Source organism: Prosthecobacter sp., assembly GCF_044378005.1.
Taxonomy (GTDB): domain Bacteria; phylum Verrucomicrobiota; class Verrucomicrobiia; order Verrucomicrobiales; family Verrucomicrobiaceae; genus Prosthecobacter.
The window spans coordinates 1-22,050 of record NZ_JBILYB010000050.1; the positions used below are offsets into that span (position 1 = coordinate 1).

Consider the following 22,050-nt stretch of genomic DNA (forward strand, 5'->3'; position numbering starts at 1 on the left):
AGACCTCTGACCTCCGTGACTGCGAGCGCGCTCGTCCCAGGCTCCCTATTCACGACCACCGGCACGGAGCTGCTGGTGGTGCTATTGTCCCCGAGCTCCCCGGTGACATTGTAGCCCCAGGCTGCCAGCGTGCCATCGCTGCACAAAACCAGGTTCGAGATGGATGTCACAGCGATAGAAACGACCGATTTGCCGAAGAGCGCGCTCGTCCCTGCCTGCGTGTTCACGGCCACGGGCACACGGCTGTCCGTCGTGCTGTTGTCTCCGAGTACACCCGATTCATTGCTGCCCCAGGTCACCAGTGTGCCATCGCTGCACAGGACTAGGCTGTGCGCCTGTGCTGCCGCGATGTCCACCACGGTCTTGCCACTCAGAGCGCTGGTGCCGACTGTGGTATTCACGGCCACCGGCACGAGTCGATTCGTCGTGCTGTTGTCGCCGACAGAGCCGAAAAAGTTACTACCCCATGCCGCCACAGTGCCATCGCTGCAAAGAGCCAGGCTGTGCATGCCCCCCGCCGCGATATCGATGACATTTTTTCCACTGAGCGCACTGGTTCCAGCCGCGACATTCACAGCCACAGGGAAAGTGCTGTCTGTCGTGCTGTTGTTTCCCAGCTTGCCGTGAAAATTTTCCCCCCAGGCTGCCAAGGTGCCATCGCTGCATAGGGCCAGGCAGTGATAAGCTCCCGCAGCCATCCTGACCACCGTTTTACTCAGCAGTGCGCCGGTCCACGCCGTCACTGCCGTCGGCACATTGAATCGATCGGACCCACTGGCGACCCCGAGCTGGCCTCTGCTGTTTTCGCCCCAGGCTGCCAAGGTTCCATCGCTGCACAGAGCAAGGCTATGACTGTTGCCTGCGTCGATGGCGACCACGCTCTTGCCATTCAGATAGCTCCCTGTGGATACGTAAACGGCCACCGGAACGAAGCTTCTCATGAATGTGTTGTTACCCAACTGGCCAGAGCCATTGTCCCCCCAGGCGGCGATGGTGCCGTCACTGCACAGAGCCAGCGTATGATAGCCACCTCGCGCGACCTGCACCACCGTCTTCCCACGCAGAGCACCCGTGAGCTCCACGGCTACCGGCGCTAGCCTTGTCGTCTGACTATTGTCACCGAGCTGGCCCGAAAGGTTCGGCCCCCACGCAGCCATACCTGTGTAGGGCCAGAGCAGGACGAGGTCGTTATTCCCTTCCCCGCCGTAATACCACGCCACGAAAGGATAAGTCGTGCCGCTGTAGGTGAGATTGACGGTGGCTCCGTTCGCCAGATTGCTGAACTGACCGCTGATAAAAGGCAGCCCGGTGTTCTTCACGACGGTCAGATTCGTGCCCGGCGTCGGCGCGAATCCGAGGGTGAAGGTGGCATCACCCGCAGCGGTGTAACTGGCAGCAGTGACAGGGATGTCCGCGGCGGAATTGAAGGTGGCGCTGAGACCCACGACTTGAAGGGCAAAGACAGCAGGTGCCGCGCAAAGCAGTAGTCCGAGGGTGATCAATCGGCACAGGCGGGCGGAGCGGGGAGCGTTTGGCATCGTGGGGAACGTGACGTGATGGGAATCTGCGGTAAGGGGAGTGAGGTAGGGTTACGGCAAAGCTGAGAAGAGGGATTCACGATCCCACCACGATCTCCACCGGGCAGTGGTCGGAGCCGTGCACGTCATCGCGGATGGTGCAGCTTTTCAGCGCGGGCTTCAGGGCGCTGGAGGCAAGCCAGTAGTCAAGACGCCAGCCGATGTTCTTGGCCCGGGCATCGGGCGTGCGCTGGGTCCACCAGGTGTAGCGGCCGGGGCCTTTGTCGAACTCGCGGAAGACATCGAGAAAGCCCGCTTCGAGGTGCTCAGTGAAGCTGGCGCGCTCGGCATCGCTGAAGCCGGGGTTCATGCGGTTGCTCTTCGGATTCGCGAGGTCGATTTCCTGATGGGACACATTCAAGTCGCCACAGCAGAGGACGGGCTTTTTGGACTCCAGCTTCTTCAAATAGGCGCGGAAGGCGGCATCCCAGCTCAGTCGATAGGGCAGACGTGCCAGGGCCATCTGTGAGTTCGGTGTATAGACAGTGACGAGGTAGAAGTCGGGGAACTCGGTGGTGATGACGCGGCCTTCTTTGTCATGCTCAGGGATGCCCATGCCGATGATCTCCGACTCCCATGGCAAGCGGCTGAGGATGCAGGTGCCGGAGTAGCCTTTCTTCTCCGCGCTGTTCCAGACGGCGTCGTAGCCGGTGAAAAAAGACAGGTCCACCTGCTCCTGCATGGCCTTCGTTTCCTGGAGGCAGATGACATCCGCATCGCAGCCGAGCAGATACTCGCGCAAGCCTTTGTTCAGTGAAGCGCGGATGCCGTTGACGTTCCAAGTGGTGAGTTTCATGGGGCGCGGATTCTCCGCAGGAGCCCCCACGCGTCAAACTTCAGTTCCCGAAAGGCCGAGCCCCTTCACGCAGGTAGTTTTCTTCGATCCGCACGCGCCGACGAGCGATCTCGTCCTCCTCATAAAGCGCCACGCCGATCACACCGACATTGCGTGCGCCGCTGGCACCAAAGGCAGTAGCGGCGCGTGACTCGGCGACACTGCTGAAGCGGAAGGCGCGCAGCACGCCACCGACTCGCATTCCAGGGATGGAGACGCTCGACTTCTCCGCGATGACATAGCCACGACCACTTGATGAAGCTGGGCGACCAGAGAGCACGTCGAGACCATCCACCGAGGTCACGACTTCGATGCGATGGCGGGTGAGGTTTGTCAGGATCAACTGGTAGTTCACTCCTGGCTGACCGATGACGACATATCTTCCATCAGCTCGATAATACCTGAAGGCAGTGCCGCGATAGCTGCCCCACGTTTCCACCCGGACACGCAGCTTCCCCGGCACGAGGTCAAAGCTGCCACCATGCGAGAAGCTCGCTCCACCAAGGCGTGCCATGAGCTTCGCGCCTTCCTCGTCATTGTAATGGAAGCTCGCCGTGGCATCGGGCACGTTTGGGTGACGGCGATAGAAATGGGTGTTCGTCGTGTCCTGCTGGATCTCGCGTCCGAGCTGGGTTCCCAAGCCGGGACGCTCATCCAGAGCGATCTCGCGAGTCCGGGACTGGGCTGGCGGAACGGGCGCTGCGATTCCCGCTGTCGGCGCTGGATGATAGGCCGTCCCAGGCGTCATGCACTGGGTCAGCAGCAGTGATCCAAGGGCAAACGAGAGAAGGCGGAGGGTTTTCATCATGCGCCGATCATTCAGGATCGCAGCTCAGATGTCGATCTTGGTTTTGGGTTCATTGTGCGCAGAATGAGAGCAGTCTCTGACAAGGGACGTGGATCACGAAAGGCGGTTTGCTGCTTTTATATCTCCATGGACCACCAATCCCACTCCCGGTGGTTGCTCAGCCTTGGCGCTGTGGCAGCCGTGTCTCTTATCACCAACGTCAACGCTGGCACTCCGACTGCCTCTGGAAAAGCTCCTGTCGCTCCACCAGAGTCCATCAGTTGGAAAGACCACACGATCGCTCCGGTGACGAACCCGATCTTCTTTGAAGACGCCGTCATCCGCTCCGAGATCCGCCCGATCTTCGCCTACCACAACATCGACGATGAGTTCCTCGGTGGTGGCAATGCCCAGCTCTATGCGATGCAGATCCGCTACGCTCTCACGGACCGCCTCGCCATCATCGCCACACAGGATGGCTATTTGAATGTGAACAACACGGCACTCGCTGATCCCCATGGCTGGATGGATCTGGCCCTCGGCTTCAAATATGCCGTCATTGATGATGAAGCGTCCGCCTTCATCCTCACTCCAGGTCTGACCTTCCACGTCCCCACAGGTGAGCGCGACGTCTTCCAGGGTCGTGGGGGTGGCGAGTTCAATCCCTTCGTCTCCTTCCAAAAGGGCTTCGGTGACTTCCACCTTTCCGGCAATGTGGGCGTCCGCATCCCCGTGAACCAGAATGAGCAGAGCACCGTGGCTCACTACAGCCTCATGGCTGACTACTACACCTGCCGCTATTTCATTCCCTTCGTCAGCTTCAATGCCTTCAGCGTGCTGGGCGATGCCGAAAACATCGGCCTCAACACCGAAGGTTATGACGTCATGAACTTCGGCGCCAGCAATGCCAATGGCCGCACCCAGGGTGCGCTCGGCGTTGGTTTCCGCTCACGCCTTCTGGATAACCTGGATGTCGGTCTCGCCTATGAAAAGGCAGTCATCAAGCCTTACGGCCTCTTCGATGACCGCATCACCTTCGACATCTGCATCCGCTTCTAATTTCCTGAGATCATCGGTTCGATCTCTGGTTTGTTGACACCAGTCGGGCGCATAGGACGAGAGTCCTGTGCGCCCTTCATTTTGGGGGAAAGCATGCCTTGCCTCAGATGGCGGACGCGGCTTCTGTCGCCCCCCATGAAAAGTATGACCGGATTTGGCCGTGGCGAAGCACGGCAGGAGAGCACCAGCACCACCTGGGTGGTCGAGTGCAGCAGCGTGAACCGCAAGCAGTTGGAGGTCTCCATCAACCTCCCGCGCGACCTCAATGACCTGGAGACGCAGATCCGCAATCTGGTCTCCGCCGCCTGCTCCCGGGGCCGCGTCAGTGTCTCCGTCAAAGGCGACCGCCCCATCGCCGAGGACGCCATGCCGAGGCTCGATGAAACCGTCGCCGCGAAGTATCTCCATGACCTGCGTGCCATGGCCGTGCGGCTGAAGGTGCCCCAGGACTTTTCTTTGAGTGAACTCGTGCGCCTGCCCGGCGTGCTCGTCAGCGAGACCCGAGAGACGGAGCCTGAGGAAGTTTGGCCCGTGCTGCAATCCGCCCTGAGCGCCGCGTTGAAGCAGTTCATCGAGATGCGCAGCATCGAGGGCAATCATCTGCGCGAGGAGATGGAGACACGGCTCGCCACCATCGAGTCCCTCGCGGGCAAGATCGCCGAACTCGCCCCCACCGTGCCCGAGCATCAGCGCGAGGTGCTGCGCCAGCGGCTGGAGAAAGCCGGCCTCCCCCTGCCGCTCGATGACGAACGCATCATCAAGGAGATCGCCCTCTTCGCCGACCGCACAGACATCTCGGAGGAGCTCTCCCGCGCCGCCAGTCACCTGAAGCAGTTCCGCACCTACCTCGCCAGCGAGGAGCCCGTGGGCCGCAGCCTCGACTTCCTCATCCAGGAGTTCTTCCGTGAGTTCAACACCATGGGCTCCAAGTGCAACCACGCCGCCATCGCCCACCACGTCGTCGCTGCCAAAACGGAGCTGGAGAAGATCCGCGAGCAGATCCAGAACGTGGAGTGAGGCACCCCGGCAGGGCCACCCTTCCACCTCGGCAGTGGCAGGTCAAACCAGCGTCTTGATCCTCTTCAGCGCCGGAATGGCGATGGCCAGAGCGACCAGCATCAGGACTGAACTCCAGAAGAAAGGTGCCCCCGGCAGCAGGATGGGGGCCTTTTCACCGATGAAGAAGCCGAAGAGCTGTGTGCAGGCCACGGGTCCGGCCACCCCGGCCACGCTGGAGAGGCTGCTCAGTGCCCCTTGCAGCTCGCCCTGCTCATTGGCGGGCACGCTTTGGGTCATGAGGGACTGCACGGCAGGGGTCACCAGTCCCGCGAGGCTGCCGAAGAAGATGCAAATGTAGATCATCCAGGGCTGCGTGGCGAAGCCGTAGGCGGCGTAGAGAAAGATGGCCAGGGTGAAGCCATACTGCACCGTCTTCCTCTCGCCGAGCGCGCCGACGACACGCTTCGTGAGTCCGCCCTGCACCATGCCCGCCATGAAGCCGACCGCCGCGAGTGAGAGACCAGTTTGCAGCTCCGTCCAACTGTAGCGGTAGGTGGTGTAGAGCACCCAGATGCTGGGATAGACCTGATGCGCCAGCAGGGCGATGAAGTAGCAGGTCACCAGCCCGAGCAGGGCAGGGAAGCGACGCAGGGCGATGAGCGCGCCGACGGGGTTGCTACGAGCCCAACTAAAGGCGCGGCGATTCTCCGGCGCGAGGGACTCGGGCAGCACGAACCAGCCATAGGCCCAGTTCACCAGCGTGAGACCACCGGCGACGAAGAAGGGCACCTTCACGCCCCACTTTGCCAGCAGGCCGCCGAGGATCGGCCCGATGATGAAGCCGATGCCGAAGGCCGCGCCGATGAGGCCAAAGTTCGCCGCGCGTTTCTCCGGCGGGGAGACATCGGCGATGTAGGCGGAGGCGGCTGCGTAGTTCGCCGCTGTGATACCAGCAATGATGCGCCCGATGGCAAACCAGACGAGGTTTGGCGCGAAAGCGATGAGGAAGTAATCAATGGCCGAGCCAAGCAATGAAATGAGGATCACCGGGCGGCGGCCATAGCGGTCCGAGAGACTGCCGATCAGCGGCGCAAAGAGGAACTGCATGAGCGCATACAGCGCGGCGAGCATCCCATAGCTGAAGGAGCCTGAAGCCACATCGCCACCCTGGTAATGCTGGATGAGCTTTGGGAGCACGGGCACGATCAGGCCGATGCCCAGGATATCGAGCACGAGCGTGATGAAGATAAAGAGGACGGCTGGGCGGCGGGCGGACATGGGGCGCGCCTTTACCGGCGATCTTCCCATGGCGCAAACGACTGTGTTGCCATCCCCCCACGCCGCGCCGACACTGTGCGCGAAACTTTACCTCACTCTGCCATGGTCAAAAAACTCCTCCACACCCGTTATCGCGTGAATGATCTCGCCAAGACGACTGCCTTTTACAAAGAGGTGCTCGGGCTCGAAGAGGTAAAGCGCCACAAGTCCCCTCGCGGCTCCGAACTCGTCTTTTTCAAAACACCGAACAGCGATGAGCTCATCGAGATCTGCTCCTTCCCCGCCAGCGGCCCGGTCACCCTAGGGCCGGATGTGACGCATCTCGCCTTTGAGGTGGAGGATTTGGAGAAGTTCGCCCTCCATGCCGCCGCACACGGCTACCCGCTTTCAGACGGCCCTACAGAGAGTTCCAGTGGCGTCTTTGCCTTCATCGACGCCCCTGAGGGCTACGAGATCGAACTCATCCAATACCGGAAATAGCGAGAGACAAGCCTTTCGGCACGTTGAGAATCAACCACACACATCATGGATTTTGACTGGCTCGGCGTTTCCTTTGAACTCACCAAACTACCTCCCAAGGACATTGAGGAGTCGTTTGAGGATCCCTTTTCGCTCAAGCTCCTGCCCGACGACAACGCCGACGGCAAAGAGGCGCGCTACTACAACCTCGGCAAGTCGCTCGGAGGCCGTGCCGTCTTCAGCGTCTTCTGGACGGATGGCAAGCGCTACCGCGTCATCTTCTCCCGCGACATGACGAACTCGGAACACGACTTCTTCGAACGCAAGAAAGCCGAGGACATTTAACCCCACCCACGACCATGGAATCTCGACGCAAAGGCGATACGACACTCACCAGCCGGCCCACCTTTTTGGAGGGCGACTTGCCGCTTGTCCGTGCCTGGAAGGACGTGCCCTCCTTTGAATCAGAGGACGACGAGATCCGCTTCTGGGCCGCACATCAGGTGGATGCGCGCCTCATGCAGATGTCCATCCACAAGAACGACGTCCGCGAGTCCACCACGATCACGCTGCGCTTCGACCCGCGAATGCTCAGCCGCATCAAGCGCATCGCCCGGCGTCGCTACCTGAACTATCAGAGCATGATCAAGCAGTGGCTCAGCGAACGCATGGAACAGGAAATGAAGGACGGATGAGTGAGGGAGGGTCTCGGTTCGCTGTTCTTGGTTCTCAGTTGGCTCGGAAAAGCCTGCTGTGGTGGTTTGGCGTCATCATTTGGGCCGCCGTGCTCTGGCAGCTCTCGGCCCACTCATCCCTGCCGAGCGGGCCGTCGTTTCCGCTGAAGGACAAGCTCCTCCACTGCCTCTACTTCTGCGGCGGTGCCTCCTGCCTGCTGCTCGCTCTTTTTGGCAAGGCCAGTCCAGTGCCCGCCTGGCGCGCACTGGCTCTCCGTAGTCTCCCCTTCACCGCCATCATCGGCGCGCTGGATGAGTTTCATCAGACCTTCACGCCTGGCCGCAGCGGCAATGATCCCTGGGACTGGCTGGCGGATGTGACCGGCGGAGGGCTCGCCGCGTGGATCGTGATGAAGCTCCTCTTCAAGCTGCGCCAAACTGATCCCACAGCAGCTTGATCACCATCGCGAACACGACCGTGATGAAGATGATGCGAATGAATGGCGCGCCATGCTTGATCGCCATGCCCGCCCCGAGTCTTCCGCCGATGAGCTGCCCCGCGATCATCGCCGCTGCGATGGGGTAATGCACACGATCGGAGATCACGAAGACGAGCAGTGACGCGAGATTGCTCGTTAGATTCACCACCTTCGTAAAGGCCGTCGCGCGAGTCAGCTCCAGCCCGAGCAGTGAGATGCAGGCCATGGCCCAAAACGTGCCCGTGCCCGGACCGAAGAAGCCATCATAAAAGCCCAGCACACTGCCCGCCAGACAGGCAAAGGCCACAAGACTCAGCCGCGCCTTGGCGGACGCCCTTCCCAGACTCGGACTGAGCAGCACATACACCGCGATGCCGAGCAGCATCCACGGCACGATCTTTCTCAGCACCTCATTGCTCACCTGCGTGACCGTCCAGGTGCCGAGGCAGGCAAACACAAACGTCACCAGTACCGTGAGCCGCACCTGATGCCATGAGACGAGCCCCGCCTTCGCATACTTCCGCACCGCCATCAGCGTGCCCCAGGTGGACTGCATCTTGTTCGTGCCCAGCGCCATCTGCGGCGGCAGCCCAGCCCACAGCAGCGCCGGCACCGAGATCAATCCACCCCCACCCGCGATGGCGTCGATGAAGCCCGCACTGAGGCCGGCGAAGAAGAGGAGGGTGATGGTTTCCCAAGTCATGCTGAAATGGCGGGCGCATCATCCGCCGCCATCAGGGGCTGTCCATCCCAAGCTTCCCGAGGCTTTGCCGCAAAGCCTTCAGATCCCAGCGACACACACTGCCCAGCGCGGTATGCACGAGCAGATGAGAGGCATCGGCATCGAAGACGAGGTGGCATTCGCCGGGCCAGCGGATGTGAGCGGGGAAGGCCAGGCGCGTGACTTCGGTGAAAGTGCTCGTTTCGAGGATGCGGACCTCGTTGTTGTCGAGCGTGGCGAGCCACATTCCATCGTGTGAAGCGGCGAGGCAGTTCAGGCGCAGGCTGGCTGGCAGCGTGCGTTCCTGAACCCAATCCTTCGTTCGGAAGATGCGACCTGAGCCGCTGACCTTCAAAACGAGACGCTCCTGCCCCAAGGCGACAGCCTGTGTGACCGTTTCTTTTTGGCACAGCGTGTGAAGCAGCCTGCCCTTCGGCAGGGACCACACTTTGGCACCGGGAGTTTGGTAGCTGGAGGTGACGAGCCAGCGGCCATCAGGTGCCATCAGGCTCGCCAGCGTTCCCGGATGCTTGATGCGCACAGGCTTTGAGCCGTCGGTGGGTACGACGAGATAGAGTCCAGTGCCGTTGTTGCTGAGCAGGAGTTGTTTGCCGTCGGCGGTGACATCACGAAGCAGGCTGCCCTGGCCGGGCAAAAGTGTTCGTGGCGTTTGCAGAGCCTGGAGATCACGTTCGGCGAGTTCCTCTGACCAGCCGCAGGTCCACAGCTTCTTGTCATCGGGTGAAAAGAGGGCGCTGAGCCATTGGCCGTGCGGTTTGGGCTGTTGATGGATGAGGCGGCCTGTGTGGAAGTCCCAGACGCGGAGGGATGCTTCATCGATCACCGCCGCCAGTCGCCCATCACCGCTGACATCGGCGCTGCCGAGGTTTTCGCTGTGTGGCTCCTCCTGCGGTGGTGTGAGCAGTTCAAAGCAGGACGAGGGCTGAATCGTAAAGGCTTCGGCCTGATTACTTGCGACGGCTCCGAAGAGCCGCGTGCCGTCTTCGCTCCACCAAAGCGCGGTGTGCAGGCGATGCTCGACCTCGCTGCGCACGATCTCGACGCCACGTGCGGCATGCCAGAGGCGCACATGCGCATCGGACGAGGTGCTGGCGAGCTCCTGGCTGCGCGGACGAAAGGCGATGCGGATGTTCGGAGCATCGTGACCGCTGAGGCGGTGCTTGAGCTGGCCGCGATCATCCCAAATGTAGATAAAGCGGTTCTCGCAACCCGTGGCGATGAGGTCGCCCGCCCAGTCGAGGCTGTGCAGATGCAGCGAATGCTCGCAGGTGGCGAGAATGCGTTGATCGGCGAGCGAGACAAGCCGCAGTGTGCCGCTTTGAGGCTCGACGATGGCGACTCGCGCACCGTGGTCGTCAAGCTTCACGAGGGATCCAAGCTTCACGTTTGGCAAATGGGCGACTTCGCGCTGTGAAGCTGTTTCACGGACCACGAGGGCGTTTTGTTCGAAAACTACCTCACGCTTCCCATCAGCGCTGCGTGTGAGATTAGGCGTTTCGATGCTTTCGAGCTTCAAGCCACCAATTTCAGGCAAAGCCAGGCAGGTGATGGCTTCCGCGCGGATCTCGGCGGAGGGCGCGATGGCCCACGCTTTGCACAGTTTGCTCAATGCCTCCGTCCGGCTGCCAGCGAGTCTTGTTTGCCTCAAAGACCGGGCCTCCGAGATGAGAGAGGTGCGATGCTCCATCCACGCCTGATGCCGCGCAAAGGCCAGCGAGCCGCCGATGATGCCCGCGATGAGCAGCAGAATGATCGTGAGCATCGCCGCGATGCCAGGATGACGCCGTGTCCAGCGCCAGGCTTTGCCCAGCATGCCGAGGGGGCGGGCTAGGATGGCATTGCCGTTGAGGAAGTGGCCCAAATCCTCTGCCACAGCCGTCGCAGAGGCGTAGCGGCCATCCGTCCGCTTGTGCAGGCACTTGAGGCAGATCGTTTCGAGATCACGCGGCACACTGGGGTTGAGTTTGCGAGGAGACAGCGGGTCATTTTCACGAAGCTGCACGAGGATGGCATCCAGCGTCGGTCCCTGAAAGGGTGGGCGGCCCGTGAGCAAATGATAAAGCAGCGCCCCGAGGCCATACACATCCGTGCGCACCTCCGCCTTGCCTGTGAGTGCCTGCTCGGGAGCCGCATAGCCAGGTGAGCCGAGCATCTGCCCCGTGCGCGTGAGTTCCGCACCTGCGGTGCCCGTCGTGCCGATGCGAGCGATGCCGAAGTCCGTGATGCGCGGCTTGCCATCGACATCGAGCAAGATGTTCGAGGGCTTCAGATCACGATGCAGCACGCCGTTCTCATGCGCGTGTTGCAGCGCCTCGGCGACTTGCTTCACGCACCGCGCCGCTTCGTGAGCATCCATCGGATGCTCGCGCACCAGCTGCTCCAGGCTCTTCCCCGCGATGTATTCCATGCTGAACCACGGCACTCCGTCATCCTCACCCACCTCATAGATGCCAACGATGCCCGGATGCTTCAGCCGAGCCGCTGCCTGTGCTTCGCGATGAAACCGCTCCCGTTCTTCCCGGCCCGCGAACTGTGCCCGCAGCAGCACCTTCACCGCCACGATGCGATCCAGCGTCTTTTGCCTCGCCCGATATACCACCCCCATGCCACCGCGCCCGATCTCCTCGAAAAGCTCGCAGCCCGCCAGCCGCGTCCACGGTGCTTCATGCTCCTCCAGCGGTGATTCATCTTCACTGAAGGTGATCTTGAACAAGCACCTCGAACAGTGGCCGCCCGTCATGGGCCCGCCGCAGGTGGTGCAGGTGGTGGTTTCGAGAGCATCGGCTGGCATCGTCATTGTTTACTCCGCAAAGCAGGTGGGGCATTACCAAGTTTCGCTTTCAAATGGAGAAGAGCATTCCATTCAGAAGCTGAGTGCAAATGGAGAGCGGAAACATCTCCATCCAAACTCTGCTCGCCTTCTGGGAACTGATTTGGCTGAAATAGCCGCACCGACGGCGAAACCCACCAAGAAGCGGACCTTGCATCAAGTTCATGTCGTGAACACCAGACCATGAACTTCGCCCGCTTCCTCCCACTAGTAGCCACTCATCTTTTAGCGAGCTTGGCCTGGGGAGGTGATGATCTAGCCAAGCGCACTGAAAACACCGTCTTCCGTGACCGCGTGAAGGCGAACTGGCTGCCGGATGGCAAATCGTTCTGGTATCGTGTCCAAACGGCTCCTGGGAAGGCGGAGTTTGTTTTGGTCGATGCCACGAATGGCAGCCGCAAGACCGCCGCGACGCTCAAGGAGCTGGGTTTGCCGGAAAAAGAGACGGCGAAGACTTCGACGATGAAAATCGAGCTGCGACGCACACGGCGCACGAGTGATGCTTCGGGACTAAAGTTCATCAACCAGCTCGACGAGGATGTGGAGCTCTACTGGATCAACCAGGAAGGCGGCCATGTGCGTTATGGTGGCGTTCGCGCAGGCTCGGAGCGCGAGCAGCCCACTTTTGACGGTCATGTCTGGCTCATCACCAGCCGCACGGGCGAGCATCTCGCGGTCGTGGAGGGAGCGTCGCAGATGCAGACGTTCATCATTGATGGCAAAGGCATCGCAAAGGCCAAAAAGGAGACGCCGAAGAAGCCCGAGCGTGGTTTCCGATCGCCGGATGGCTCGTGCGTGGTCTTTACCGAAGCAGAGAAAGTGGAGCGCCGGAAGGTGACGATCGTCGAATCGACACCGAACGACAGCGTGCAGCCAAAGCTGAAGGTTATCGACTACATCAAGCCCGGCGATCCGCTGCCAAAGCCGCAGTGGGTGATCGAAAAGACCGATGGAACGAAGATTCGCGTGGCGCGTGATCTTTACGAGAATCCCTTCACCGAAAGCGGCGAACTCGACGCGGTGTGGTCACCGGACAGCAGCGAGTTTTACTTCAACTACAACCAGCGCGGCCATCAGCTCTACCGCGTGCTCGCGGTGAATGCGAAGACCGGCGCGGTGCGGGTCGTGGTCGAGGAAACGTCGAAGACCTTCGTTCACTACTCCGGCAAAACTTGGCGTCATTGGCTGCATGCCACGAGCGAGCTGACCTGGATGAGCGAGCGCGATGGCTGGTGCCATTTGTGGCTCTACAACTCCAAAACTGGCAAGGTGAAGAACCAGATCACGAAAGGCCAGTGGCCCGTGCGCGAGGTTTTGCAGGTGGATGAGGCCACGAAGGAGATCTGGTTCCTCGCGAGTGGTTTGCGGGAAAAGGAAGACCCGTATCACGAGCATCTCTGCCGCGTGAACTTCGATGGCAGCGGCTTCAAACAACTCACGTCAGGTGATGGCAATCACCGCGTCGAGTTTTCGCCGAATCGCAATTTTTTCATCGATACCTGCTCACGTGCGGACATGCCGCCGGTGATGGAACTGCGCCGCAGTAGCGATGGCGGGTTGGTGTGTGATTTGGAGAAGGTGGATGCCTCCGCGCTGCTCGCCGCTGGTTGGACGATGCCGGAGCGCTTCGTGGCGAAGGGTCGCGATGGGCAGACGGACATTCACGGCGTGATCGTGAAGCCTTCGAACTTCGATCCGGCGAAGAAGTATCCCATCGTGGAGAACATCTATGCCGGTCCGCATGGTGCGTTTGCGCCGAAGGAGTTCAGCCGATTGATGGGACATCATGCGATCGCCGAACTAGGTTTCATCGTCGTGCAAATGGACGGCATGGGCACGAATCATCGCGGGAAGGCTTTCCACGATGTCTGCTGGAAGAATTTGAAGGACGCCGGTTTCCCGGATCGGAAGCTGTGGATCAAGGAAGCCGCGAAAACACGTCCGTGGATGGATTTAAGCCGCGTGGGCATCTACGGCGGCAGCGCGGGCGGGCAGAATGCCATGCGGGCGCTGCTCGATCATCACGACTTCTACCACGTCGCCGTCGCCGACTGCGGCTGCCATGACAACCGCATGGACAAAATCTGGTGGAACGAGCAGTGGATGGGCTGGCCGGTGGATGAGTCCTATGTGAAAAGTTCGAACAAAGAAGACGCCCACAAGCTGCAAGGCCACTTGCTGCTCATCGTCGGCGAACTCGACACGAACGTCGATCCCGCCAGCACGACGCAAGTCGTCGCCGCTCTGCAAAAAGCCGGGAAGGGCTTCGATTTCATGCCCATCGCTGGCACGGGCCATGGCGCGGCGGAAACGCCCTATGGCTCGCGTTTGCGCATGGAGTTCCTCGTGCGGCATTTGAAGCCGTGAGATTTCTCAAGCCCATGACTATGCTTTGCATCTGGCGATGGTGCCTCCGGGCACGAACTCGGCTGGAGTGAGTGTTTGCGTGAAGTCGGCTTTGCCGCGGCTGACGTTGGCGGCCCAGTTGACGACGCGGCGGATGACGGGTCGGAGATCCCATCTGAGGCAGGCGACCGGTGGATCGCAGTGAGAGAGGGTGACGTCGTCATCCGTGCTGATGAGGGAGACATCGGTTGGCACTTTCAGTCCGTGTAGCAACAGGAACTGCATGGTGGCCACGAAGTAGGTCACCTCGTCTACAATCAGGGCGGTGGGTGGTGTGGCGCGGAAGAGCGAGCAGAGGCACTCATGAAAGCCGGCATTGCTTTCCTCCCAGTCCGGCAGATTGAACCCGCCAATCTGACAGCCGTGATTGCGCAGCGTGTCAAGGTAGGCGGCGACGCCGGCGCTCGGATGCGGCAACCGTGCCGCACGTCGGGCGAGCAGGACGATGCGCCGATGGCCGAGCGCGATGAGATGACGCGTAGCCTCCGCGACGGCTGGTGGCTTGTTGGGCGAGACCGAGGGGATCTTAATGCCGACCCGGTTGCCAAACAAAGCGAAGGCAGGCACCGACTGGCTGGCGAACCACTCCAGCACGCCTCGTGAGCCGGCGATGATGATCCAGGCGTCGGCCTCGGTCTTCCGCACGAGCGCTGCGACGAGTTTGGGATCAAAGCGGAGCGTCGTGAGCGATTGCTGCGGCGTGATGATCGTGTGGCCGGCGGCATCGAGTGCATGCTTGACCTCCAGGATAATGTTGGTCTTCTCATCGATTGAATGGTCGTTCAGCAGCAGGGCGATGCGCAGGGCTCGCGAGGTGCTGCCGCGAGGTGGATTGATGAGGCGTTTTCGACCGGCTCCCTGAGGCAAAAGAAGACCGCTTTTCTCCAGTTGGCGCAGCGCTCCTTCGACGGTTTTGTTGTTCACGCCGAGCTCGGCGGCGAGCGGGTGCTTTCCGGGCAGGGTGCTGCTCCAGCGTCCGCGCAGGATTTCGCTGCGGAGATGCTCGGTGACCTGGTCGGCAAGGGTGAGGAAGGCTGGGGTGCTCACATTGTCAAACCTGGCCGTTTCCTGGCCAGGCGTCAAATGGAGCCGAGATTGCCGTTTTGACCCTCAATCGGCATAATCAAAGTGTGAAATACCTTCCGACCATTCTGGCCATGGCATTGGCGGCCGTCTCCGCGCACGCGGTTTCGATCGACGCGATCTATTTCGCGCAGACGCATGTGCAGAAAGCCACCGATCCGTATTTCGGCACGGTGGGGGGACGCGATGTGTTCATTAAGGTGCATGTCACCGATCCGGCGACGCCGGCCTCGCCTTCGGTCTTTGCCACGCTGAATCTGGCGGGGCAATTCCTCACGGTGCAGTTGACGGGGCCTGCGACCTTGCCGGCCTCCATTCCCGATGGTTTGGGCGTGGTGCAGCACTCCACAGCGAACAGCTTTACCGGCATTCTGCCTGCCGCGTGGATCAAAACGGGGCTCCAGGTGACTGTGAATGCGGGCAGTGTGGTGAGCACGGTCACCAACATGAAGGTGACGGCACCGACGAAGGTCATCATGACGATGACGGACGTGCAGTATTTCTCGGACACGAACGGGGACTACCCTGCGGGAATCTTCGCTGAGATCGAGGCCAAGTGGCCGGTGGCGGATCTGGAGGTGCGACGTCTGCGGCATGTGGTGTTTCCCGAGTTGGTGATCCCGCCGCGCACGGATGTGGGCACGAAGGCGGCACGCATCAAATCCAAGGCGGAATACACCGTGCAGACGGGCTTGCCATTCGATGGTGAGCAGGCGGCGGCGCTGGCGTGGAATGGCGCGCTCAGGAGGGCGGCGGGACGTTCAGGATTCTGGAGCTTGTATTACCTGAACGTTTATAACGCCTTCGCTGGCGGGCAGGCGGGTGGTTACTCGGGGGTCGGCAGTGGCACGGACATTGGCATCCTGCATCATGAACTGGGTCATGCGTTGTCGCTGCCGCACTGGGGCGATAGCGCCGCCTATCCCTACAAAGGGGCCATGTATGGCATCTCCGCACCGGCGATTTACAACAGCACCCATGCGGGTCCGGTTTGGGCTTTTCATCAGCCCACGAATGCCTTCATCCCTCCCACGACGCAGACGGGAAATGCGGGTGGCAAGCCGGTGGGCACTTACAAAGCTGACCCGATGCAAGGAGGCGGCGAAGGATGGCAGGAGCCAGCTTACTTGTTGAACCATTTCTCCGACTACTCGGTGAATCAGATGCGCAACTACATGTCCGGCAATGTGGTGGCGTGGAATCCCGCGCTCAATAGTGGCAACGGCAGTTGGGCGAAGTGGAACTCGACCACCGGCGACTACACGACGCCCGTGTCGAACAATGGCGTCGAGTATCCCACGGTGCGGGACACGCAGGTCATCAGTATCATGGCGTCCATCTCGGGTTCTGATCCGGGGGTGACGATGGTTTATCCGCCGATCGGACCTTACACCGCCGGATTGATCCGGCTGTTTGATCCCACGGTGGCGGTGGATCGCACGGCAGCGGCGTCAATTTTCAGCCCGACGAATGGCTCGGACCTTTGCGTGCGGGTCGTGCAAGGTGGTGTGACCAAGACCTACATGCTCGCGGCCTCCTGGGTGACAAACCAAGACCCGTATTCCAGCGGCAGCCTCGTCACGGAGGCGATCAATCTGCCTGCTGCGGATGGTGCGGTGACGAAGATCGAGCTGCTGCTCACACCGGATGCCGAGGTGAACGGCCTGCCTGCCAATCCCACGGTGCTTTCCACCTGGGCGCCGCTCACGCCGGAGCCGGCCGCCTTTGAATCCGTGCCGAAGGCTTACGGCTCCACCGCCATCGCCATGAAGGCCACAGCGGGCGCACTGGCTTTTGGCTTCACTGGCACGGTGGAGTATTTGTTTACTGAGACCACGGGAAACCCCGGCGCGACATCCAGTGGATGGCAGACCAGCCGCTCCTACACCGACACCGGCCTTCAAGCGGGCACTCAATACTCCTACACCGTCTCGATGCGTGCTGGATCCCTCACCACCACGGCTTCGGATGCCGCTTCGGCCACCACGCTGGCCGCTCCCACGGTCAGAAATGTCACGGTGAACTCCACGCAGCAGTTCAGCCTTGTTCCGGACCTTGAGGGCTTTCAAGACGTCACGGGCTTGGGAGCTTTTGATGCGGGCGCGGCGGACAAACTCGTCGTGGTCGTCTCCACTGAGGACAAGAACAACGGCGGCGTCGGCTACGTCTATGACGTGCGCTACAATGGCAAACTCATGATAGAGGCCATCCAGGAGCCTGGTGGGTCCGCCAATGGCACCGCAGCCATCTTCTATCTCGACAATCCTGGCCCCATCGGCACCGGCACCATCGAGGTCTCGGCCGAGCTTCCGAATGGCGGCATCGGAGCAGCCTTTGCTTTGTCAGGCACGATGGACGGAGCCGCGGTCACCAATAGCAGGTCTGGCAACGCGGCGAACTCCGTGAGCCTCACGACCGCCGGGCAAAACTCAGTCGTAATCGCCGTGCTGGACAACGCGGGCAACAATAACTCCGCCGGGACGCCCACGGCCAACGCACCGCTCACGCAGGTGAGCAGCGGATCATGGGGCAGCGCTTGGGGCAGTCACGCCTCCGGTTATCAAATCGTCGCCACGCCCGCGACGATTACGCCGACGTTCACCACGAACACGGGCAGTGGTTACAGCATCAACATCGCGGCGGCCGAGTTCCCCGCGCAGCCTCCACAGCCGAATGTCTGGTCGCAAACCGCAGGTGGCACGCAAGGCTGGACCACCGCCGCCAATTGGGACGACGGCGTGGTGCCAACCCCGACCAGCACCACGACGATAGATTTCAGCACGGTGGACCTCGCCGCAGATACCAACCTCGTGCTCGGAGCCAACCGCACGGTGAGAGTGATGAGATTCGGCGATACCGCTGGCACGCAAAATTGGACCGTCAATGCGGGCAACACGCTCACACTGGCCGGCACCACGCCCACCATCGAGGTGAAGGCCAACACCACGCAGTTCAACAATATCGTGGCCGGTTCCGCCGGCCTTTCCAAGACCGGCGTGGGCACCTTGACCCTCAATGGAACCAACACCTACACCGGCGTCACCCGCATCAGCGCGGGCACGCTCGTCGCCACGACGCTCGCCAATGGTGGCAGCAACAGCAGCATCGGCGCTGCCACGAATGCCGCATCCAACCTCATCCTCAACGCGGGCACGCTGCAATACACGGGGCCCGCAGTCAGCACCAACCGCCTCTTCTCACTGCAAACCTCCAGCAGCCTCGATGCCTCCGGCACGGGCGCGGTGAACTTCACCAACACCGGCTACATGGGCTTCAACAGCAACACGGCAGCCAAGACCCTCACGCTCGCTGGCACCAACACGGACGCGAACACCCTCGCGACCGTGATCGGCGACAACACGGGCGCGACTTCCCTCACCAAATCTGGCACCGGCACCTGGGTGCTTGCTGGTGCGAATACTTACACCGGGGCCACCACCATCAGCGGTGGCACGCTGCGGCTTGCCAACACCGCCGCCGTGCAGGGCTCCAGCCTCGTCGCGGTCGGTGCCAGCCCGAATGTCCTGCAAATCGGCACCGACACCGTGTTTGCATCCAGCACGCCGCTCAGCATCGCCGGTGGCACCATCGTTTCAGATCGTGCCACCGCGGGTGAGGGGCTCACCCATGCTTTTGACAACCTGGCTGTGTCACACGCCGTCCAAAACTTCACGGCGGGCAGCAATGTCACCAGCGGCACCGCCGCGCTGCAGTTTGCCAGCCTGACTTGTTCATCGGGCAGCGGTGGCACGGCCACACTCACTCCCGTCGGCGTGAATATCATCATCACCGGCAACGCCAGCGGTGCGAACACCGGCACGAGCACCTTCGCCTTGAGCGGAACCAGCACAGGAAACGTCATCGGCGGGATCATCGAAAACGGCACGCGGACGACCCAGAATGTCACCAAGAGCGGCACAGGCATCTGGACGCTGCTCTCCGCTGCCAGCACTTACAACGGCGTGACCAATGTCAGCGCCGGAACGCTCGTCGTCACCAAACTCGGCAACGGACTCAGCCCCAGCAGCATCGGCACGTCTGCCAATGATGCGACAAACCTGCGCTTCGGCTCCGGTGCGATCCTGAGTTACATCGGCTCCGGTGACTCCAGCGACCGTCAGATGACTTACAGCCCCAATGCAAACAACACCGGGTTCACGCTGGATGCCTCCGGTTCAGGGCCGGTCAACTTCACCAACACCGCGCCCATCGTGAACACGACCACGAACCAAGGACGCTACTTTGCCATCAGTGGAACCAATGCAGGCGACAACACCCTCGCCGCGCAGATCAACAACAACGGCACCAGCACCGACAACACAAATCTCAGCAAAAACGGCAGCGGTAAGTGGGTCCTGACCAACACGACCTCCTCCTTCACCGGAGGCATGTTCATCAACAACGGCACCTTGGTCGTCAACATGCTCGCCAATAGCGGCAGCACCAGCCTGATAGGTGCAGGAACGCTCATTGGCCTGGGCCGCGGGAACGATAGCGGAATCCTGCTCTATAACGGTTCCGGGCACTCCACCAATCGCACTGTCCGCATAGGAACCCCCAACAGCGTTCCCGGCATCGGCGGCGGCTCCATCATCAACGATGGCACCGGCCCGTTGATCTTTACCAATGCCACCTTCAACACCCCGGCCAGCGGGTTGACCGGCAGTCAGAACCGCGTCGTGACGTTGGGAGGCAGCTACACCGGCGCGCCCAACGAAATCCAAGGAGTAATCGCCAACAACACGGCCTCCACCGGTCTGGTAGGCTTGCAGAAGGTTGGAGCCGGAACTTGGATTCTGTCCAATAACAACACCTACACCGGCCCCACCACCATCAGTGCCGGGACTCTCGCTCTCGGAGTCAGCAACGCCCTCGCTGCCACGCCCGTCACCATCGGAGCCGCCACGCTCAACGCTGCCACGTTCACCGATACCGTCGGCACGCTCGATGTCGCCGGCAGCGCCGTCATCCATCTCGGATCAGGCGCCGCCCTCGCCTTTGCCGACAGCAGCGCCATCACCTGGGCCGGCACGCTTAACATCACCGGCACCTTCGTTAGCGGAGCATCACTGCGCTTTGGCACCACGAGCACCGCCCTCACCGCCACACAACTGTCCAAAATCAGCGGTGGAGGCTTCACCAACTTCTCACTCAACAGCAGTGGCTACCTCGTTGGCAGCAACGGGGCCACCTACACCAACTGGCAAACCGCCAACAGCGTCTCCGGCACCTTCGACGACGACCACGACGGCGACGGTGTCCCAAACGGCATCGAATTTTTCCTCGGCGGCAACACCAACACCACCGGCCAAACCCCTCTGCCAGGAATCACCAATACCAGCGGCACGCTCAGCATCACCTGGACCAAATCCAGCACCTACTCCGGCACCTACGGCACGAACTTCACCGTCGAGACCACCGACACTCTGACAGGCACATGGACCACCGAAACCCTCGGCGGAAACGTCACCCAAAACGTCAACAACATCACCTACACCTTCCCAGCCGCCGCGAAACGGTTCGCGAGACTGAAAGTGGTGGGTCCGTGAGCAGCGTTTACGATTAAGCGCGTCACTTCACCAAAAAAGGAAAGTTGGCCGTGGCAGCGCGCTGCCGGGAATCTGTCACTCTCACATGCACGCGATACGCACCGGGTTTCTGCGGTGCTTCGAGAGTCGCGCTGCTGCCCTCGGTCTTCACCACGCATGCTGCGAGTGGCTCAGTCCTGCGCTCGCGGCCTTTGTCGTCTCGACCTGCGGATTCTGTGGTGACGGTCCAGTGATAGGTCAGTGGGTCGCCATCGGGGTCAGTGGCTTCGGCTTTAGCGGTGAACTCGGTTTTGGCGGCGATCTCTTTTTTGGCGACGGCGCTGGTGAGGTTTTTTAAATTGGGTGCGCGATCTGGAGGTGGCTGGCCTTTCCAGAGTTCGTGCATCAGGTCACGGACGGCGGTGGATTCACCGGTTTCGGTGAAGATGCCAAACCAGGTCGAGGTGGCTTCTTGCTTCTGACCCCAGAGGAAGACGTAGCCGCCCCAGCAGTCGCCGCCGGGCTTGATGGCCGCTTCGTAGCCTTTGCGGATGTCTCGCGCTTTGTTGCCGCTGGTTGGCTCGATGGGCGCGTCCCACGAGGTGCGAGGACTTTCCCAAAAGCCGCGGGCTCCGTATTCGGTGACAACCCAGGGCCGTATCCAACCTGCCTTCGCGAGGTAGTCGCGAAGGCCATGGAGCGCGCCATAGGTGTTGATACCCACGAAGTCGAGACTCGGCGTGTGTGCATCCAGTCCGGCGATCTTTGTCGGCTGCAATCCCGCGACGGCGGTGAAGGTGGGATGCGCGGGGTCGATCTCCTTCACGGCTTTGGCGAGCACTTCGAGCTGCTTCCAGTAGGCCGCGTTGTTACCATCGCCCTCGGCTTCATTGCCGAGACCCCAAAACAGCAACGCGGGGTGATCACGATGCTGAAGCACTTCCTTCTTCACGCGTTCGGTCTGGCGTGCGCAGTGCTCGGGTTTTGCATACGAGAACCAATTGCACTCCGGCTCCAGCCAGATGCCGGCGCAAACCGTCAGCCCGCGCTGCTGGGCCGCATCTAGGATCGGCCCCAGGCCATTCGTGGTCCAGGTGCGGATGCTGTTGCCGCCCGTGGCCACGAGTTCATCGAGATGCTTGTCGCCCGCTGCGCCTTTCACAAAGTAAGGTTCGCCTCCTCGCGTGATGCCGACTCCTGGCACGATCTTCACCGGCACTGCTTCGGCAGCAGCGTGAGTGGTCGCGATGACAAAGATAAGTAGCGAGGTGAGGATCGGGCGGATCATGGGCGATCATTGCCTGAGGGCGGAAC

The 22,050-nt window shown here is 61.2% G+C and carries 17 protein-coding genes; 9 read left to right on the forward strand and 8 right to left on the reverse strand.

The window, feature by feature from the left end; genetic code table 11:
* The 3 genes from AC6FTP_RS11825 to AC6FTP_RS11835 form a co-directional block, all read right to left on the reverse strand.
* The coding region (locus AC6FTP_RS11825) for an RCC1 domain-containing protein (RefSeq protein WP_497207124.1) at positions 1–1,538 on the reverse strand (1,538 nt) is incomplete at its 3' end.
* Between the two features lie 76 nt (positions 1,539–1,614).
* Complete coding sequence (locus AC6FTP_RS11830; RefSeq protein WP_497207125.1) at positions 1,615–2,373, reverse strand: exodeoxyribonuclease III; 759 nt, start codon at positions 2,371–2,373, stop codon at positions 1,615–1,617.
* A 40-nt stretch (positions 2,374–2,413) separates the two neighbouring features.
* Positions 2,414–3,220 (reverse strand): hypothetical protein, encoded by an 807-nt coding sequence (locus tag AC6FTP_RS11835; protein WP_497207126.1) that lies wholly within the window; start codon positions 3,218–3,220, stop codon positions 2,414–2,416.
* A 126-nt stretch (positions 3,221–3,346) separates the two neighbouring features.
* On the opposite strand from AC6FTP_RS11835, the gene AC6FTP_RS11840 reads away from it, so the two are divergent.
* Both AC6FTP_RS11840 and AC6FTP_RS11845 read left to right on the forward strand, forming a co-directional pair.
* The gene (locus AC6FTP_RS11840) at positions 3,347–4,258 is read left to right on the forward strand and encodes a hypothetical protein (RefSeq protein ID WP_497207127.1); all 912 of its coding nucleotides are present in this window, start codon (positions 3,347–3,349) and stop codon (positions 4,256–4,258) included.
* 135 nt (positions 4,259–4,393) lie between these two features.
* Positions 4,394–5,275: a YicC/YloC family endoribonuclease gene (locus tag AC6FTP_RS11845; RefSeq protein WP_497207128.1), complete on the forward strand. Its 882-nt coding sequence runs from the start codon at positions 4,394–4,396 to the stop codon at positions 5,273–5,275.
* Positions 5,276–5,317: 42 nt separating this feature from the next.
* Here AC6FTP_RS11845 and AC6FTP_RS11850 read toward each other — a convergent pair whose 3' ends face one another.
* A complete protein-coding gene (locus AC6FTP_RS11850) occupies positions 5,318–6,535 on the reverse strand; it encodes a TCR/Tet family MFS transporter (protein ID WP_497207129.1) in 1,218 nt (405 codons plus the stop codon).
* 102 nt (positions 6,536–6,637) lie between these two features.
* Here AC6FTP_RS11850 and AC6FTP_RS11855 point away from each other — a divergent pair, with 102 nt between their 5' ends.
* From AC6FTP_RS11855 to AC6FTP_RS11870, 4 genes are read left to right on the forward strand one after another with little or no spacing between them, the layout of a single operon-like run.
* Positions 6,638–7,015: a VOC family protein gene (locus tag AC6FTP_RS11855; protein ID WP_497207130.1), complete on the forward strand. Its 378-nt coding sequence runs from the start codon at positions 6,638–6,640 to the stop codon at positions 7,013–7,015.
* 45 nt (positions 7,016–7,060) lie between these two features.
* A complete protein-coding gene (locus AC6FTP_RS11860; protein ID WP_497207131.1) occupies positions 7,061–7,339 on the forward strand; it encodes a BrnT family toxin in 279 nt (92 codons plus the stop codon).
* A 14-nt stretch (positions 7,340–7,353) separates the two neighbouring features.
* Positions 7,354–7,689 (forward strand): CopG family antitoxin, encoded by a 336-nt coding sequence (locus AC6FTP_RS11865; protein ID WP_497207132.1) that lies wholly within the window; start codon positions 7,354–7,356, stop codon positions 7,687–7,689.
* Between the two features lie 38 nt (positions 7,690–7,727).
* Complete coding sequence (locus AC6FTP_RS11870) at positions 7,728–8,126, forward strand: VanZ family protein (RefSeq protein WP_497207133.1); 399 nt, start codon at positions 7,728–7,730, stop codon at positions 8,124–8,126.
* On the opposite strand, the gene AC6FTP_RS11875 is transcribed toward AC6FTP_RS11870, so the two are convergent.
* Together AC6FTP_RS11875 and AC6FTP_RS11880 are read right to left on the reverse strand one after the other, a co-directional pair.
* Positions 8,092–8,850 (reverse strand): TSUP family transporter, encoded by a 759-nt coding sequence (locus tag AC6FTP_RS11875; protein WP_497207134.1) that lies wholly within the window; start codon positions 8,848–8,850, stop codon positions 8,092–8,094. The two genes, AC6FTP_RS11870 and AC6FTP_RS11875, sit on opposite strands and share 35 nt — an antisense overlap.
* A gap of 31 nt (positions 8,851–8,881) precedes the next feature.
* Positions 8,882–11,602, reverse strand: a complete 2,721-nt coding sequence (locus AC6FTP_RS11880; protein WP_497207135.1) for a WD40 repeat domain-containing serine/threonine protein kinase — start codon at positions 11,600–11,602, stop codon at positions 8,882–8,884.
* On the opposite strand from AC6FTP_RS11880, the gene AC6FTP_RS11885 reads away from it, so the two are divergent.
* On the forward strand, positions 11,595–11,906 hold the full coding sequence (locus tag AC6FTP_RS11885; RefSeq protein ID WP_497207136.1) for a hypothetical protein: 312 nt from the start codon (positions 11,595–11,597) through the stop codon (positions 11,904–11,906). The genes AC6FTP_RS11880 and AC6FTP_RS11885 overlap by 8 nt on opposite strands.
* The gene (locus AC6FTP_RS11890; protein ID WP_497207137.1) at positions 11,903–14,086 is read left to right on the forward strand and encodes a prolyl oligopeptidase family serine peptidase; all 2,184 of its coding nucleotides are present in this window, start codon (positions 11,903–11,905) and stop codon (positions 14,084–14,086) included. The genes AC6FTP_RS11885 and AC6FTP_RS11890 overlap by 4 nt, the downstream gene beginning before the upstream one ends.
* Before the next feature lie 18 nt (positions 14,087–14,104).
* On the opposite strand, the gene AC6FTP_RS11895 is transcribed toward AC6FTP_RS11890, so the two are convergent.
* Positions 14,105–15,172, reverse strand: coding sequence for a substrate-binding domain-containing protein (locus AC6FTP_RS11895; RefSeq protein WP_497207138.1), 1,068 nt, complete (start codon positions 15,170–15,172; stop codon positions 14,105–14,107).
* 83 nt (positions 15,173–15,255) lie between these two features.
* Between AC6FTP_RS11895 and AC6FTP_RS11900 the strand changes: the two genes are divergently transcribed.
* A complete protein-coding gene (locus AC6FTP_RS11900) occupies positions 15,256–20,757 on the forward strand; it encodes an autotransporter-associated beta strand repeat-containing protein (protein ID WP_497207139.1) in 5,502 nt (1,833 codons plus the stop codon).
* 22 nt (positions 20,758–20,779) lie between these two features.
* Here the strand turns inward: AC6FTP_RS11900 and AC6FTP_RS11905 are convergent, their stop codons facing one another.
* Positions 20,780–22,024: a glycoside hydrolase family 2 TIM barrel-domain containing protein gene (locus tag AC6FTP_RS11905; RefSeq protein ID WP_497207140.1), complete on the reverse strand. Its 1,245-nt coding sequence runs from the start codon at positions 22,022–22,024 to the stop codon at positions 20,780–20,782.
* Between the last annotated feature and the right edge of the window lie 26 nt (positions 22,025–22,050).